The 15,996-nt window shown below is 39.8% G+C and carries 15 protein-coding genes; 8 read left to right on the forward strand and 7 right to left on the reverse strand.

The annotated features are described in order from the left end of the window. The 3 genes from FNZ24_RS04715 to FNZ24_RS04725 all read right to left on the reverse strand — a co-directional run. Positions 1-778: helix-turn-helix domain-containing protein (locus FNZ24_RS04715; RefSeq protein WP_153913317.1), on the reverse strand; the 778-nt coding region annotated here is incomplete at its 3' end. Continuing rightward, positions 778-1,560 (reverse strand): type IV pilus biogenesis/stability protein PilW, encoded by a 783-nt coding sequence (gene pilW / locus FNZ24_RS04720; RefSeq protein WP_153913319.1) that lies wholly within the window; start codon positions 1,558-1,560, stop codon positions 778-780. The genes pilW and FNZ24_RS04715, both read right to left, overlap by 1 nt. Before the next feature lie 35 nt (positions 1,561-1,595). Continuing rightward, positions 1,596-2,717, reverse strand: a complete 1,122-nt coding sequence (locus FNZ24_RS04725; protein ID WP_153913321.1) for a bifunctional tRNA (adenosine(37)-C2)-methyltransferase TrmG/ribosomal RNA large subunit methyltransferase RlmN — start codon at positions 2,715-2,717, stop codon at positions 1,596-1,598. A 169-nt stretch (positions 2,718-2,886) separates the two neighbouring features. On the opposite strand from FNZ24_RS04725, the gene FNZ24_RS04730 reads away from it, so the two are divergent. The 4 genes from FNZ24_RS04730 (at position 2,887) to FNZ24_RS04745 (ending at position 7,312) form a co-directional block, all read left to right on the forward strand. Further along, positions 2,887-4,032 carry a CNNM domain-containing protein gene (locus FNZ24_RS04730; protein WP_153913323.1) on the forward strand — a complete coding sequence of 382 codons (1,146 nt, stop codon included), beginning with the start codon at positions 2,887-2,889 and terminating at the stop codon, positions 4,030-4,032. Positions 4,033-4,241: 209 nt separating this feature from the next. Then, positions 4,242-6,020 carry a bifunctional metallophosphatase/5'-nucleotidase gene (locus FNZ24_RS04735; RefSeq protein ID WP_153913324.1) on the forward strand — a complete coding sequence of 593 codons (1,779 nt, stop codon included), beginning with the start codon at positions 4,242-4,244 and terminating at the stop codon, positions 6,018-6,020. Positions 6,021-6,392: 372 nt separating this feature from the next. Beyond that, a complete protein-coding gene (locus FNZ24_RS04740) occupies positions 6,393-6,695 on the forward strand; it encodes an NrfJ (protein ID WP_153913325.1) in 303 nt (100 codons plus the stop codon). Between the two features lie 104 nt (positions 6,696-6,799). Continuing rightward, a complete protein-coding gene (locus FNZ24_RS04745; RefSeq protein WP_153913326.1) occupies positions 6,800-7,312 on the forward strand; it encodes a GNAT family N-acetyltransferase in 513 nt (170 codons plus the stop codon). 121 nt (positions 7,313-7,433) lie between these two features. On the opposite strand, the gene FNZ24_RS04750 is transcribed toward FNZ24_RS04745, so the two are convergent. Then, the gene (locus FNZ24_RS04750; protein WP_153913327.1) at positions 7,434-7,646 is read right to left on the reverse strand and encodes a DUF3820 family protein; all 213 of its coding nucleotides are present in this window, start codon (positions 7,644-7,646) and stop codon (positions 7,434-7,436) included. A gap of 610 nt (positions 7,647-8,256) precedes the next feature. On the opposite strand from FNZ24_RS04750, the gene FNZ24_RS04755 reads away from it, so the two are divergent. The 4 genes from FNZ24_RS04755 to FNZ24_RS04770 all read left to right on the forward strand — a co-directional run bounded on the left by FNZ24_RS04755 (position 8,257) and on the right by FNZ24_RS04770 (position 10,947). Then, on the forward strand, positions 8,257-9,003 hold the full coding sequence (locus FNZ24_RS04755) for an AAA family ATPase (protein WP_153913328.1): 747 nt from the start codon (positions 8,257-8,259) through the stop codon (positions 9,001-9,003). Beyond that, positions 8,963-9,367 carry a CopG family transcriptional regulator gene (locus FNZ24_RS04760; protein ID WP_153913329.1) on the forward strand — a complete coding sequence of 135 codons (405 nt, stop codon included), beginning with the start codon at positions 8,963-8,965 and terminating at the stop codon, positions 9,365-9,367. The genes FNZ24_RS04755 and FNZ24_RS04760 overlap by 41 nt, the downstream gene beginning before the upstream one ends. A 232-nt stretch (positions 9,368-9,599) precedes the next feature. Next, positions 9,600-10,424, forward strand: a complete 825-nt coding sequence (locus FNZ24_RS04765; RefSeq protein WP_153913330.1) for a M90 family metallopeptidase — start codon at positions 9,600-9,602, stop codon at positions 10,422-10,424. Positions 10,425-10,470: 46 nt separating this feature from the next. Then, positions 10,471-10,947 carry a nuclear transport factor 2 family protein gene (locus FNZ24_RS04770; RefSeq protein ID WP_153913331.1) on the forward strand — a complete coding sequence of 159 codons (477 nt, stop codon included), beginning with the start codon at positions 10,471-10,473 and terminating at the stop codon, positions 10,945-10,947. Between the two features lie 101 nt (positions 10,948-11,048). Here the strand turns inward: FNZ24_RS04770 and FNZ24_RS04775 are convergent, their stop codons facing one another. The 3 genes from FNZ24_RS04775 to aceB form a co-directional block, all read right to left on the reverse strand. Continuing rightward, positions 11,049-11,996: an alpha/beta hydrolase gene (locus FNZ24_RS04775; RefSeq protein WP_228768379.1), complete on the reverse strand. Its 948-nt coding sequence runs from the start codon at positions 11,994-11,996 to the stop codon at positions 11,049-11,051. A gap of 56 nt (positions 11,997-12,052) precedes the next feature. Further along, positions 12,053-13,528 carry an HDOD domain-containing protein gene (locus tag FNZ24_RS04780; protein ID WP_416384814.1) on the reverse strand — a complete coding sequence of 492 codons (1,476 nt, stop codon included), beginning with the start codon at positions 13,526-13,528 and terminating at the stop codon, positions 12,053-12,055. 321 nt (positions 13,529-13,849) lie between these two features. Continuing rightward, positions 13,850-15,505 carry a malate synthase A gene (gene aceB / locus FNZ24_RS04785; RefSeq protein WP_153913333.1) on the reverse strand — a complete coding sequence of 552 codons (1,656 nt, stop codon included), beginning with the start codon at positions 15,503-15,505 and terminating at the stop codon, positions 13,850-13,852. Positions 15,506-15,996: the final 491 nt, after the last annotated feature.

Genomic DNA, 15,996 nt, shown 5'->3' on the forward strand with positions numbered 1-15,996 from the left:
YTGCTGCCAATGACTCAGGATTATTTTGCGCAGTGCCCGCTGCAACAACTAATGCACTTGCCGACTGCAATGTTTCAACGTCATTGTCACTATTATCACTATTGTCACTATTAGCACTAGTAACATTGGCCAAATCATCAGTAGTTTGAATTTCACGACTCTCAGGCATTAATGACTCAGTAGGCATATCTGAAGGTTCAATATATGCCAAACTAGGATCAATTTCAGGCTCTAATAAATCTTCAGTTTGGCTCGCAACAGGAACATTTGCTGCAGCCACTTCTTCTGCTGTTGGTTTTGATAAATCAATACCACTGAGCAGTGAATCTTTTTGTACCCACCACACAACAAGCAAGGCTAGTAAAGCTAATATAATCAAGTAAGTCACTATCGTTAAACGACTATCACGAGCTTCACGAGTCGTTTTACGAGAGAAACTTTGCATTGCTGCTGTTTCGTCAGGTAATTGTTGCGCTAAACATTGCTGTATGGCTTCTGCATCTGCCTCAACATACTTTGCATAGTTTTTTGCATAACCGCGGGCGTATGTTGCCGACGCTATATTATCAAATATATCGTTTTCAATATCTTCAATGACACTAGGACGCAAATGTAACTGGGTTGCGACGGCGTCAACCGATAAACCTTTTGCCTCTCGCGCTGTTCTTAACAGCATACCTGCAGTCGATACTTCTTCTAGTAACTCAGTTTGGTCAGTGTCATTCCCATCAACTTGATTGTCGTCAAGCTGGGAGTTTTCATTGTTATTATTCGTCATTAATGCAAAGTAGCCCTGTATTCTTTCGCTTGTTCAGAGGTGGGATATTTGGCAATTAAAGTAATGCCATAGCGTTTAACCGCTTCATCATCCGCCAATTCTCGCGATATTTTAATTCCTAAAGCTAAACTTTCAGGCGTTTGCTGTGCCACTCGATGGAATCGCTGCAAACTTGATTTTGCTGCATCATAATCATTTTCTGCGATAGCTAAATCAATCAGCTCCATCAAGGTGGACTGTCTTCTTGGATCGTAACGTAATGCACTTTCAAAGTACTGTTTGGCCTTTTCAGGATCACCAGCAGAAAGACTACACACACCTAAATTTTCGTAGCTTGACGCGGTGCGGGTATATTCTTTTGAATCAATGGCATTTTTAAACATTGCTTCGGCTTGACTAAACTTTTCTTGTTGGCATAGAAACACACCAAAGTTATTCATCGCATCACCAGTAGCGTCACTGGTGTTAATAGCTTTGCGATAAGACTCTTCAGTACGCACTACATCATCAACCGTTTGATAGTAATAAGCCATAGCAGTATGCACAGCACTTAACTGCGGCGCATACTCAACTGCACGATTCAAATTAAACTTTGCCTGCTCCATGTTGCCACGTTGTAAGTAAGTTAACCCCAACTGCATTCTTTCTTTTGCCGCTGAAGTTTTATCCAATGTTCTTTCAGAAACAGGGATATCTGTACCAGTATACGTTCTTTCCGTAACACAACCTACCAAAGGAAATGATATGGCAACAATTATTAAAAGCTTCGGCAATCCGTGCATACTTCTTACGCCTATTAATCTATACAAACAAAGAGTTAATCCATTGTGACCGAAATAGCGTTTTCTTGCATGCGTTTTTTCGCTAATCGTTTAGTTCTGTCACGAATGTCACCCGCTAATTGACCACAAGCAGCATCAATGTCGTCTCCACGAGTTTTGCGCACAATCACTGTTAACCCATATTCCATTAATACTTTTGAGAAACGGTCAATTCTCGAATTAGAAGAGCGACCGTATGGAGAACCAGGGTAAGGGTTAAATGGAATTAAGTTAATTTTACATGGAGTATCTTTCATTAACTTAGCTAATTCATGAGCTTGGTCAGTGCTGTCGTTAATATGATCAAGCATCACATATTCAACAGTTACACGGCCGCGGTTGGCATTAGACTTTTCCAGGTAGCGGCGAATACCAGCTAAAAATTCTTGCAGTGGATATTTTTTATTTACCGGCACTAGCACATCACGTAATTCATCATTTGGTGCATGAATACTGACTGCTAAAGCCACATCCAATGCATCACCTAATTTATCTAACGCAGGTACCACACCTGAAGTTGATAAAGTCACGCGGCGTTTTGATAAACTAAAACCGAAGTCATCGAGCATAATGTCCATGGCTGGGATAACGTTAGCCAAGTTAAGTAACGGCTCACCCATGCCCATCATCACAACGTTAGTGATTGGACGGTCACCGGTTTCTTTCTGGAAACCTAAAAACTGCGACACTCGCCAAATTTGGCCAACGATTTCTGCAACAGTCAAATTACGGTTAAAGCCCTGCTGCGCGGTTGAGCAGAAAGTACACTCCAGTGCACAGCCCACTTGAGACGATACACACAAAGTTGCTCTGTCTTCTTCTGGGATATAAACCGTTTCAACTTCTTGGCCTTGGCCGACATTAATTGCAAACTTAATGGTGCCATCTTCCGACTTCTGGAAGTTAGAAATTTCAGGTGCAACCACTTCACACTTACGCGCTAACTTAGCTCGTAGTGCTTTGTTTATGTTATTCATTTCTTCGAAGTCGCTAACACCAAAGTGATAAAGCCATTTCATCAATTGATCAGCACGGAACGGTTTTTCGCCCATTTCGGTGAATAACGCTCTCATTGCCTTACGATCAAGATCCAATAAATTGATCTTTTTCTCACTCATCTTGTGTAACCTCAAAAAAACCTAAAACCTGCTGGCGGGCGGCGAATTATACAGATCCTTACAAAATTTCGCCAGTGCACGTGTATTAAAGCTTTGATACTTTCGTGACTATGCTAAAATTTCCTCGGACTAATATTGGTCTGCCATATGGAGGTGTAATTCCACCTTTATGATAACTCTTATCATTATAGTATTTATCGCCATTGCAATCTCGTTTCTTTGCAGTGTATTTGAAGCGGTATTACTTTCTGTTACTCCCAGTTATATTGCCAATTTGGCAAAAACTAACCCGAAAGCTGCTGAGCGGCTTGATAAACAGAAACAAAATGTGGAATCACCACTAGTTTCTATTCTGACATTAAATACCATTGCTCATACTGTTGGTGCAGCCGTTGCAGGTGCCCAAGCAGCCAAAGTATTTGGTGACGAAATGCTCGGTTTATTCTCTGGTGTGCTTACCTTCTTAATTCTATTCTTTTCAGAAATCATTCCTAAAACATTAGGAGCTAATTACTGGCGCTCGCTTGCGGCACCGGTATCTTTGATTCTGGTATGGATGGAAAGGCTCACTAAGCCGCTAATTTGGATGTCATCACAAGTGACCAAATTAATGGGCAAAGGTGATGAAGGACAATATATTCGTCAAGAAATGAGTGCAATGGCTGAAATTGGTTTGCGTTCAGGTGAACTAGACAAACAAGAGTCTGCAATTTTAACTCAAATGTTGTCAGTTAAAGAAATGCCTGTATCAGCCATCATGACGCCAAGAACAGTGATGTTTAAGCTGCCACTGCATTTATCACAAGGCGAGTTTGTGCAGCAATATTTAGCCAAACCTTTTACCCGTATTCCTGTTTACGAAGACGACCCAGATAATATTATTGGCTACGTAAACCGTAACAACATTATCCAAGCAGAACGCTATACTCCAAAAGAGTCTATTGGAGTATTAAAGAAAAACCTGCTGGTTATTCCTGAAACGGCCAAAATTTTGCCTATTTTCGAATTAATGATTAAGCGTAATACTAAAATTGCGATGATTGTTGATGAATATGGTTCTGGTGAAGGCATCGTCACTCTTGAAGATATTGTTGAATCGCTATTAGGCTTAGAAATTGTTGATTCAAACGATCCTGTCACCGATATGCAGCAATTAGCTCGTAAGTTATGGAGCACACGCATGAAGCATAAAGGTATCGTTTTATCTGATGACGGTGAATTTTCAAAACAAGAAAGTTCGGTTAATGGAGAGCAAGCGATTAAGGCTGAATCCAGTAAAAATGCAATATCAGAGCCAAAACCTGTAAACGATTAATTGAAAACTAAGCCGTATTGTTTGTTGTTCGGCAAATATCAGCTAATCGACAAATATCAGGTAATCAACAAGTAAAGGGAGCCTAGCTCCCTTTTTTGACCAAAAAATATCTTTACTGCGTACATCACAGGTGAAAACGAACAGAGTCGAGTTTGTAACCTAGCAAGGGACTCCTACAATCTTTCTCCCTTGTAAATATAGAGGAAATGATGCCTAATAATTACACGCTGTCTCTCGCTCATATTAACGACACTCATTCAAATTTTGAGCCGAGCAAAGTACAATTTACCCTTAGCCTAGATGGTCAAAAATTTCAGGCAGACACCAAAACGGGTGGTTATGCTCGCCTAAGTTATCAAATCGAAACCGCAAGACAAAAAGCCAAAAGCAGCGACCAAGCATTCATGTTTCTTCACGGTGGTGACAGCTTCCAAGGCACATTATATTTCCGCGAATTCCAAGGTGCAGCTAATGCACACCTGCTAAACATGCTAAAACCTGATGCTATGGTTTTAGGCAACCATGAGATTGATGCAGGTAACAGTCCTGTTTTAGCATTCCTAAACCGCATCGAATTTCCGCTTTTAGCGGGCAATATGGACCTGAGTGAAGAACTCACCGATAAAGAGGGGCGATTAAAAGGTCACTCAATGCTGTTAGATTACGACAAGCAACAGCAATGCGCGAAAGTATTAATCAAACCTTTTTACGATAAAAAAATTGCTATTGTCGGCATCACCCTTGATCAAATGCCACTTATTGCTAGACCCGATCCCGACACTCACTTTATTAATGCTATCGATACCACAATCAACACGGTCAAGATGCTCAAAAAACAAGGCATCGACCATATTGTTGTACTTAGCCACCTTGGGCTTGATCAAGACCGTGAACTTGCAGAGAAAGTCGACGGTTTAAGTATTATTGTTGGTGGACACTCCCATACTCTGCAGGGCGACTTTAGTGACTTAGGTTTAAGCCACACTGAATACGCCGAAACAATCAATAACACGCCTATTATTCATGCCAGTAAGTATGCTGAAGTGTTAGGTCTTGCCGATATTGAGTTTGATGAGCAAGGACTATGTATTTCAATTAAGGGCAATAACTACTTTATGCTCGATGAGCAAATCGATGTTTCACTTGTTGCTAGTAATGAAAACACTCAAGAGAATAGCGAAGGCACTGATGCTACAGCCCTCCAAGCAAGCTCAAAGCAAATATCCCAAGTAACCTCATTACTAAAATCACACCCTGGAATACTAGGAAGTGAAGCTAGCAATGAAGTGCATGAGACTATTATGCGAGATTACCGCCCTGCATTAAACGCCCTCGAAGAGCAAGTTTTGGCCCATATTCCAAGGGACTTAATTCACACTCGCCTGCCCAGTAAACACTTTCCCCATGGCAGCGAAATTGCCCCTTGGGTTTGTCGCAGTATGTATAAAGCGACTAAATTATCAGAGCCAGAGTTAGACTTTGCTCTGCATAACGCGGGCGGCGTAAGACAATCACTCAATAAAGGGAACCTATCTGTTGCCGACGTGCTTGGTCGAATTTTGCCTTTCGAACTGCCTTTAGTTAAATATCAAATTCAGGGTAAATTCCTCTACCAAGTATTAGAATCTGCCATTAACTCAGCCACAAATAATGGCGTAACAGGTACAGGAGCTGGCAGCTTCCCATACACATACGGCATTCGCTATTTCTATGATGGCAAGCTTGAAATGAACCAACGCATTACTTTGATTGAAGAGTATCAGCAAGGTGAATGGCGGGAAATTGATAAAGAAAAGCTTTATATCGGTGTTTCAAGTGCTTATACCGCAGCAGGCAAAGAAGGTTATGACGCCCTATTAAAAGCGCACTGGCAGCAAGATTTAAATTCTATGACTTTACCAGAAGCATTTGTAGACTTTGTATCCCAACATGGCAATTTAATCGAAAACCCGTTGCAACCAAATGTGTATTACATCAGTCACAGATAATCGATGACTTAATTTAAAACACTTTAACCAATGTTCTCTTAGTTGAAGGACACTTTTAAGGCATGACGTTTCAAAGGAATGAGTTTAAGGACATTCGTTTAAGCAACTTACATTAAGATTATTTAACTTAAGAGTATGACAATTTAACTCGAATGGCCGTAACTTCCCTTGAGTGAATGAGAAAATGGTTTTTTATCGACTCGAAAAAGCTACATTAGTCGCCGTTAATATAATTTATGATAATGTAGACTTCACAAATCTGCAGCTGATCACAGACCCTGTATTAGCTTCATGATTTAATGATGTATCTTTATGTAGGTTCATGACTTGAATCATTGCAAATATTAGCCTAATCAAATAGGAAACGATTTCATGAAAGCAAAATTAATCAAATTAGCAGCTGCAGCAACATTAGCGTTAGGCGTATCTTCAGCTTGGGCTGCTGGTATCATGCACCAAGGCGAAGTACTAGACACAATGAATAGCGGTGGCTACACGTACGTACAAGTTAAAGCTGAAGATAAAACTTTTTGGGCAGCAGGTCCTCAAGTTGACATCACTAAAGGCGATACTGTTAGCATGAATGAGCAAATGTGGATGAATGACTTCACAAGCAGCACGCTTAATAAAACCTTCGACGAATTATTATTTGTAGGCAAAATCGAGAAGAAATAACTCGCTTTAGTCTCAGATAAACGCATAATCGACTAATAATTATTAGTCGATTTTTTTTGGTTTTAAATCAAGGTTTATCCCTTTAAGTATGCAGTTAAACAGTCATGAATAATACCAACCTCTCTATCATTGCCTTTTCCTCCGAGTTCGCAGAGTCGGTGAGCCAGTTAGTTCATGATTGCGTTCAAAGCATAGAGCACCCTCGTTATAACACTGAACAGCTAAATGCATGGTCTAGTGCGCCTCGATCTAAAAAGCATTGGCAACAAAGACTTCAGCGAAGCCAAAGCTGGCTATTAGTGGCAGATAGTCCAGCGACTGAAGCGCAAAAAGTAGTGGGGATAATAAATGTTGAAACCCATTTTCACAGCAGAGGCTATATAGATAGTTTGTATGTACTGCCGTCCCTGCAGCGTCAAGGGTTAGCAGCGAAGCTTTTTCATACTCTTGAAAGCTGGGCACAGGCTCAAAACTATACATCACTGAGTGTAGATGCATCTTACCTATCTAAAGGCTTTTTTATTAAACAGGGTTTTAAGCAAATTCAACCTAGTTACCAAATGACTAAAAACCAAGTGATAAATGGTTTTTACATGAAAAAGGAATTAGCTGATTAAGATAGAGGTGGTTAGGCTTGGTCTAAGACTGTAGATCCCCACACCAATTACCCCTAATAAACAGTTCTTGCTCAAGTTTTAATGCTAACAGGCGAAGCTCAAAACGAACCTTTCAATGAAGCTATTTTTTCAGTAGAGGTCTTAACATATCTTCCAAGCCATTTAATTTAACTTCATACATTAAGGCTAACTGCTCACCTAATTTTCCCTCAGGAAAACCTTTACCATGAAACCAAACTAAATAAGGTTCTGGTAACTCCAATAGTTTTCTACCTGCGTATTTACCAAATGGCATCTTTTGGTTAATCGCTTCTAATAATAATGCTTCATTCATCAATCTTATTTCCGACTTTGTTCAGTACGACTTATTATCTAACCCCATGTTACCTCAAGATGCTTTGTCAGGCACAGGCTCGGATAACAATGCAAGGCGTAACCATGAAATTATTACGATAGCTAGCAAGCGGATTGAGTTATGCACTTAACGACTTGCTTCGAGTATTTAAAAATCAATTTAAATATATCAATTAGAAATATAAGAATAGTTTCTAATACTATTTAGCTATTAACTCATATCAATCTCAAGACCAATAGGCGAAAATAACTGGTCGACAATAGTGCAGTGTCAATGTTTTAACGCTCTAAGCTACCAAAAACCAACAGATTTAACCCTCCAAAAATCACTACACTCTAGCAAGTCAAAAAGCTGCCAAAAACACACTTTAGTCAAAATTACATCAACAGGTCAAAATGACTTTATCGTCAATTTACCGCCAATTGACCTGTTACAACTCAGCACATAAAGTTAATAACATTAAAGTTAAATGTTGCTTTTAAATGACGTGTTCATTGACTGAAAGTTCAGTTGCATCATGATTTGCCCGAGTATTACAACAACGAGATTTTACTAAGTCGTTCTCGTTGTCCCATCAGGAGAAGTAAAGATGATCATATTAGTCGGTGGAGAAAAAGGCGGTAGTGGCAAAAGCTGCCTCGCTCAAAATGTCGCGGTTTTTCTCGCAAAAGATGCTAAATCAAGCATCATAATGGTCGATTGTGACCCTCAAAGAACCACCTCAGACTGGATCCAAGCTAGAAATAATAATCCTGAACTTCCTCCAATTAATTGTGTGCAGTTATACGGAAAAATCCGTAACGATTTACTTAGCCTAGAACAACATTATGACTATGTAATTGTAGATTGTGGCGGACAAGATAACCTTGCACTGCGTGCTACACTTTCTGTCGCATCTCATGCATTGATGCCATTGCGCCCTAAACGTCGCGATTTAAAAACTGTTGAACATATGGATGACATCATTGCGACCTGTAAGATGATTAACCCTAAAATGAAAGCTTCTTTTGTCATTACCCAATGCCCAAGTTTACCTAATCAAGCAGGCAGAATTTTTGAAGCCAAAGAAGTCTGTAATACCTTTGATATCAATGTACTTGAATCAATCACATATAGCCGAAATATTTATGATGACAGTGAAGAGTCAGGTTTATCTGTCATTGAAATTGACCCTAGCGGAAAAGCTGCAAATGAGATCCGCAACATTGCTTGCGAATTACTCGAAGTGAAAAATGCACAGCAGATTATCCAACAACGTAATGACGCAGGTAATGTTACGCAGCTGAGGGGGACTTATGGGGCTAGCAGATCTCAAGAAAAACGTTACGCCATGTAATAGCCAATTTTCGCCGCAAATGTCGGTTGATGATTTTATTGAAGCAGCAAATTCTTATGCAATGGGTAAGTCTCATACAAATGCTAAAAGCCAGCATGATTCAAATAAACAGGCGATGGAGCAATTATTTGCTTTAACACAGGCTAATGAGCCAATAAATGAAAAGCTGCACTTAACAAGTAAACCACAGCCTTTTAGAAGGTCAACGTTTACATTAAGCGAAGCTGCGATAGAGCAATTAACATTGCTTAGTCAAAGCAGCCATACCGCTAAGTCGAGGTTAATTAGGCAATTAATCCAACAGCACTATTCACTTTCTGAACAAGAGCAAAGAGCCATAGAAAGTGAGATAGACATTAAATAACCCCATAACGAAGGACAGTAAAAACTCAAACACTAGTGATTAACTAACGCATAAAACAATATACAAGAACTATAAGAATCCCTCCCCTCTTTGCTGGCATCAACGTAAGTTGATTGCCAGTTTTTTTATGGCTTTAAAACATTTTAATTAGTAGTCACTAAATTACCCCCTTGAATTTTGCCTGTTGTCACCCAATAACTTATTTAAGCTTATTACTCTTCAAGGAAGGCATATGACTGCATTGTTGGTTCTGATTATAATTTCAATTATTGCCATTGGCCTTATTGTCACTAAGCCTAAGCGTACCCAACAACGCCGAGAAAGCATTGCACAACAACCTTTCCCTAAAGCATGGAGACAAATCCTTAAACGTCGATTCCCCTATTTCAAAGCTATGCCTACAGACCTGCAATTGCAGTTAAAGAAACACATTCAAGTCTTCATTGAAGAAAAAGAGTTTGTCGGCTGTGATGGTTTCAATATCACTGATGAAGTAAAAGTTACCATCGCGGCACAAGCATGCTTGTTATTACTCAACCGTAAAACAAACTTTTACCCCAAGCTTAAACAGATTTTGGTTTACCCTTACGCTTTTATTGTGGAAAAAAGAGGGACTGATTTCGCTGGCGTAGAATCAAACCAGCGTAATGTGTTGTTGGGTGAGTCATGGGGCAATGGCAAAATAGTATTATCTTGGAAAAGTACACTTGATGGCGCAGCTGATCCATTCGATGGTCAAAATGTTGTAATTCATGAGTTCGCCCATCAACTAGATCAAGAGAATGGTCAAGCGAATGGTGCACCGCCACTTCGCGACATTACTCATTATTCTGCTTGGTCAAAAATCTTAGGCCAAGAGTTTGAAACTCTACAGCATTGTGCCAGACAGCAAATACCTTCTTTATTCAATTATTATGGCGCCACTAATCCTGCTGAATTTTTCGCTGTTATAAGCGAAACATTTTTTGAAAGGCCCCATGAGTTTTACCAGCAACACAATTTACTTTATAAAGAGTTAAGCCACTTTTATCAGCTTGACCCTATCAACTGGCAGTAATTTGATTGTTAGTTGATTTATCATTAAAAAAGAACAAGGAATTCCCATGCAAAACGCCCTGCTTGCCCTTTTACTAACCAGTAGTTTGTGGGTAATGTCATCACTTCCTGTTGAAGCCAATGACACGATTTCAATTGAGTCTAAACAACTGGCCGATAACCTTTTAGATCAACTTCATCAAGATGCTACGGATGCCAACTGGGATAGCTATTTTTCTTTATACGACCCTAAAGCTGTGTTTCTAGGGACTGATGCAAGTGAGCGTTGGGATATGGAGCAATTTTCTGGTTATGCAAGACCCACTGATGGCTGGCATTACAAAGTCAAATCTCGTCAGTTGTTACAATTCGACAATACCATCGTATTTGATGAGTTACTTGAAAGTGCCAGTTATGGGCTATGCCGAGGTACAGGCGCGCTGCAATTAACAGAAAACGGTTGGAAGATTGTGCAGTACCATTTAAGCATTGCAGTACCAAATGAAGATGCTAAAGCGGTCGCAAAGCTGATTGGAGCTAAATAATACTTAAGTGGATAAAAGCTCAAAGAGGTAATTAATAATAAAAGCCAGGGATTATTTCAATCCACTGGCTTTGATTTTAGTTATTTGGCCATAGAAAATAGTTAAATCTGCATATGGTCATCAATGAGGCTAAGGATCTTATCCTTTAACCACTTAGGACCATAATCGTTCATGTCATTGTGCCTTGAACCATCAATCATTATCACAGAAATATTACTCGCATCCTCCCCCTCAGAAGGCAGAACCCCTGTATCTGCAGGATAGTCACTTGCTCTTATTGATAGCACTTTAATTGCTGGATCTCTTGGTAGAGGCACCCTACGGTGGTCTAAGGTAATGATACGACTAATGTAATCGACCTTATTATCAATATTGCTTGCACCTGTGTTTGCTAGCAAAGCCGAGATGTCACCACCATTTGAATGACCTACTAAGGTGATATGTTTAAAATCAAAATGTTCAGCTATATAAGAGGACGAATCAGCTAATGATAGCTTTTGATTAAGGTACTGTGAAGTAACGTACTGCTCACTAAAGTAATGCTGAATAAAGTTCAGTGTATCAGCTCCGCGCTGCCAATTTTCATGGCGAGTTTCAGCGAAGGGTTGAATTCTTGATAAAGGTGGGTCTGAAGGTAATTCATGACGCACTGCTATCACTAAATAACCTCGCTGTTGGAAATGCTGGCTTATGAATTGATATTCAGTATGGAGCAAGCCGTATCCAGAACTTAAAATCATTACTGGGCACAGGCTAGCTTCCCTACAATTGAATTCAGCTAAAGGGTAATAGAGCTCAACAGGGATAGAACGCTTTCTCGATTTATCTTCAACGATGAGGCTATCAGAATTAAATTTGCTGACACTAATTGAACTGGTAGCCGTTGAGCCGGTAGTAGTTGAGTCGGTAGTCGTTAGGCTGGTATCAGGCGAGCTTGTAATAGATGAATAGCTAGATTCATCAGCTGCTGTCACTTTTGTCACAAGCACACTGACTAATAACACACTAAATGCTAACGCTTTGAAGGCTTGCGAAAGATTTAAGTTCATATTTATAAGGTTTTTAAACAATGATGACCTCAGACAGGTTAAGTATTCTGATTAAACTAATGCACTGCTAGCCCAAAACAAAGGTTCGCTAACTGAGTTAAATGACAAAAACTATCAAAGTCTTGCTGAGTGATTTGTCTTGAAGAGTGGTGTTTATCCGCATAAAACAAACCTATTGCTTTGTCGTTAACCACAATTGGGGCAATCATGTAGCCATATTTGAATTGGTTAGCGTCAAAATTAGCACTCACATAGGAGGTTAGCGAGTCTGGTTCTCTTTCATCAAACTCATGTATCCAATCCGCTTGTTTATGATTAATACTGTACAGAAATGGGTTAGTCTCACCTTGCATTTCAATCAGTAACTCAAGTTTAAACTTATCGGCCCCCTCTCCAAATGCAATACGGGGTGATAGTTGCTTTCGATTCGGAGAAAGCAACATAACCGAACAGCGGTCGACGCCTACCCCATCTAAAATACCTTCGAGGGTGGTTTGTACCACTTGATTAAAGTCTGCTTTTTGAATGGCTAATTCAGTTAATTCACGTAGCTTTTTAAGCTGTAAAACCAAGTTTATTTCTCTAGATTCTATGGTTTGTTCAGGTTTATCAAGCGTTGAAATTATCTCTGCCGTATCGGGTAAATGCTGCACTAATTCAATCGCGCCATAATCTTCAGCTAAACGAATGGTTGCTTCCGCACAGCGACTTATACGGGCTTTACATTGCGCTAAACTGATGTTTTGAATCTCTGCTGCAGCAGTTAATAATTCATTGAGCTTTTCAGCATTAATATGAGGCTGGTTTAACGCATCGGTTATTTCGTTAGCCAGAAAAATACTGCGGATTTCAGGCATTCTTTCATCAGGATGAGATAGCGAAGTCGTTAATACATCGCCTAAGCCCCAGGCCCTAGCAATGCTTTGGGTGAGCTGGGAAAACGAAGTACCTAGTTTTTCTCTCACCACCACTTTTTGTTGTTTTGTTGAGTCACAAACCAGCAGCGCTTGGTCAAGATGATCAACAAATTGGCCGCCAATGCTCCAAAAAGCACTTTCGCCTATTCGATATAATAAAGATGCAATGAAGACCTCTTCACGTAGTGCTTCATCATAGTCTTTTAGCATCACACGAGAGATCATCGCAGCTTGAAATGAATGCGCCATTAACTTGATTAAGCGCCGATATACTGACTCTGAAAGGTTATGGTTTTCTAGTAAACTAGTGAGCAGTTTTGCAGTAATGCAAATATTTCGAATAGTATCAAACCCCAACACGACAGCAGCGCGACTAACCGTTGTCACATGACTCGTGCCTTTATTGTAAATCGCACTATTAGCAACCCGTAAAATACGTGTCGTTAGAGCATTATCATGCATCACACTGCGGCCAAGAGATGCCAAAGAAGACACGTCATCCTTAGCCAGTTTCTCTAAGTCTCTAATTGTGGAACATAAAGCAGGCATTTCTTGATCACTAATACGCTTAGTCCAGTAATCGACACCTTTTGTTATTGGTTGTGAAGTTTTCAAATACTTACTCATCAAGTATGACAGTATTTTTACTATAACCTTTTATCAACATTTTTTGGACAAAAAAAACGGCTCCGAAGAGCCGCAACACAAGCGAATGGTTGAAAACTTACTGGGTAGGAAGTTAAAAATCCTCGCATTAAGAACCACAACTAGCTGACGCTAATATTCCAAATACTGGATAAAAACCCGATGAAACCTGTAGGTGAGTAACACCGGGGCAAATCAGCTGCAAAGCAGCTAAACTGTTTCAGGAATGAGTCACTCATTTAAGTGACTCTTCCCACGAAGTAGTAATTAACCCTTTTCAATCTTTTAAAATTAAGCAGTTAAAAGCTCGTATCCTGGTAAGGTTAAAAAGTCGACGAGTTCATCTGATGTGGTGATCTCATCAAATAAGGTCGCCGCTTGATTAAACTTACCTTGGTTAAACCGTTCACTACCTAACTCATGCTCTACCGTGCCAAGCTCTTCACTTAACATACTTTTGAACAAAGCCTTAGTGACTAACTTTCCATTTGATAATGACTTTTCGTGCTGGATCCATTGCCAAATTGAAGTACGTGAGATTTCAGCAGTAGCAGCATCTTCCATCAAACCATAGATTGGTACACAACCGTTGCCTTGGATCCACGCTTCAATATATTGCAGTGCAATACGTATATTTAAACGCATGCCTTCTTCAGTTCGTTCACCTTCACATGGTGTCAGTAACTCATCAGCTAAAATTGGCGCGTCAACATCGCGGGTGATATGCAGCTGGTTAGTTCCATTACCGATGTAATCATTAAAAATGGTCATTGCTGTATCAGCTAACCCAGGGTGCGCCACCCATGTGCCGTCGTGCCCATTACGAGCTTCAAGTTCTTTGTCGCCTTTTACCTTCTGCAATACTTGTTCATTTGCTTCAGGGGTTTTAGCTGGGATAAAGGCTGCCATGCCTCCCATTGCTAGTGCACCACGCTTATGACAGGTTTTAACCAGTAAGCGTGAATATGCACTTAAAAATGGTGTATCCATTGTTACAGCTTGTCTGTCAGGTAATACACGGTCAGCGTGTTTATTCAGTGTTTTGATATAACTGAAAATATAATCCCAACGGCCACAGTTCAATGCAACGATGTTTGAGCGCAGTTCATAAAGGATCTCATCCATTTCAAAAACCGCAGGTAGTGTCTCAATCAAGCAAGTACATTTTATGGTGCCAGGCTTTAGACAAAAGCGGTCTTCTACAAAAGCAAATACCTTTGCCCACCAACGCGCTTCAATATGGCTTTCAAGTTTTGGTATGTAAAAGTAAGGGCCGCTGCCTTTCGCCAATAACTGGTGATAGTTATGATAAAAATACATCGCAAAGTCGAACAACCCAGCTGGAATTGGTTCGCCTTTGAATTCAATATGCTTTTCTTTTAAGTGCAATCCACGTACACGACAAATTAAAACCGCTGGGTCTTCATCTAATTCGTAATGTTTACCTGTGTTTTCTGCAGTAAAGCTAATGTCACCTCTTACTGCATCACGGAGGTTAATTTGACCTTGAACGACTTTTTCCCAACTCGGTGCTAAAGAGTCTTCAAAATCTGCCATAAACACTTTTACATTGGCATTCAGTGCATTAATAATCATTTTGCGATCTACAGGGCCGGTAATTTCAACTCGGCGATCTGTTAAATCTTCTGGCATGTCACGAATAGCCCACTCACCATCTCGAATAGCGCGAGTCTCAGGTAAAAAGTCAGGTAACTCACCATTGTCTATTCGTTGTTGCTTTTGCTTACGCTTGTTCAGAAGTTCTGGTACTTCTTGATTAAACTCAGCACACAGTGTTGCTAATAAAGAAAGCGCACCGTCATTAAAGATAGTTTCTTGGCCTGGGACCTTTGGACCGATTAACGCAAGATCGACACTTGTCGGTAAATCGATATCAGCACTTGGCTGTGAATTCGCATATCTAGCCACTAATTGTTCTGCTGTCATATTAAGCCCCTTGAGCATGAGTCGGTTTTAAAAAGAGAGAAGCCAGTTCATTTCAGCTTTAACGTTTAGCTATACGGTCTATGCTTTTCTCTATCTCTCAACAAACCTGCCAATATTTAACCATCAAATGTTTGTTTCGAACTAAAACCTAACGAGAAACCTTTGCATTTGCAACAACCCCAAATGGATAGAAATCAGGGATAAACTCAATTTTAAATTGGTATTACCAAAGAAGCGGTAAACCTAAGCCACTGAAAAACAATAGATAAAACATATATTGAATTATAATGGAAAAATTATTGGTAAATTGTCTTACAACTTATCCAATAACCACAAATGGAAAATTAACATGTAATTTATTTACCGACCGTAAACTATTAAATACATCATTTTTTGACATTTATACCAAAGTAGAATTAGGCTTCCGTTTTGAACTAACCAAGGGGTAAAGGAGAGGAGTTAAATAAAAACAATAACTTAACATACATAAG

The organism is Shewanella sp. TC10, from assembly GCF_009663145.1.
GTDB lineage: Bacteria > Pseudomonadota > Gammaproteobacteria > Enterobacterales > Shewanellaceae > Shewanella.

Bases quoted from the DNA above. Each gene is read 5' to 3' on its own strand.
- pilW (WP_153913319.1), bottom strand. From the start codon at position 1,560: ATGCACGGATTGCCGAAGCTTTTAATAATTGTTGCCATATCATTTCCT.
- FNZ24_RS04725 (WP_153913321.1), bottom strand. From the start codon at position 2,717: ATGAGTGAGAAAAAGATCAATTTATTGGATCTTGATCGTAAGGCAATG.
- FNZ24_RS04730 (WP_153913323.1), top strand. From the start codon at position 2,887: ATGATAACTCTTATCATTATAGTATTTATCGCCATTGCAATCTCGTTT.
- FNZ24_RS04735 (WP_153913324.1), top strand. From the start codon at position 4,242: ATGCCTAATAATTACACGCTGTCTCTCGCTCATATTAACGACACTCAT.
- FNZ24_RS04740 (WP_153913325.1), top strand. From the start codon at position 6,393: ATGAAAGCAAAATTAATCAAATTAGCAGCTGCAGCAACATTAGCGTTA.
- FNZ24_RS04745 (WP_153913326.1), top strand. From the start codon at position 6,800: ATGAATAATACCAACCTCTCTATCATTGCCTTTTCCTCCGAGTTCGCA.
- FNZ24_RS04750 (WP_153913327.1), bottom strand. From the start codon at position 7,646: ATGAATGAAGCATTATTATTAGAAGCGATTAACCAAAAGATGCCATTT.
- FNZ24_RS04755 (WP_153913328.1), top strand. From the start codon at position 8,257: ATGATCATATTAGTCGGTGGAGAAAAAGGCGGTAGTGGCAAAAGCTGC.
- FNZ24_RS04760 (WP_153913329.1), top strand. From the start codon at position 8,963: ATGGGGCTAGCAGATCTCAAGAAAAACGTTACGCCATGTAATAGCCAA.
- FNZ24_RS04765 (WP_153913330.1), top strand. From the start codon at position 9,600: ATGACTGCATTGTTGGTTCTGATTATAATTTCAATTATTGCCATTGGC.
- FNZ24_RS04770 (WP_153913331.1), top strand. From the start codon at position 10,471: ATGCAAAACGCCCTGCTTGCCCTTTTACTAACCAGTAGTTTGTGGGTA.
- FNZ24_RS04775 (WP_228768379.1), bottom strand. From the start codon at position 11,996: ATGAACTTAAATCTTTCGCAAGCCTTCAAAGCGTTAGCATTTAGTGTG.
- aceB (WP_153913333.1), bottom strand. From the start codon at position 15,505: ATGACAGCAGAACAATTAGTGGCTAGATATGCGAATTCACAGCCAAGT.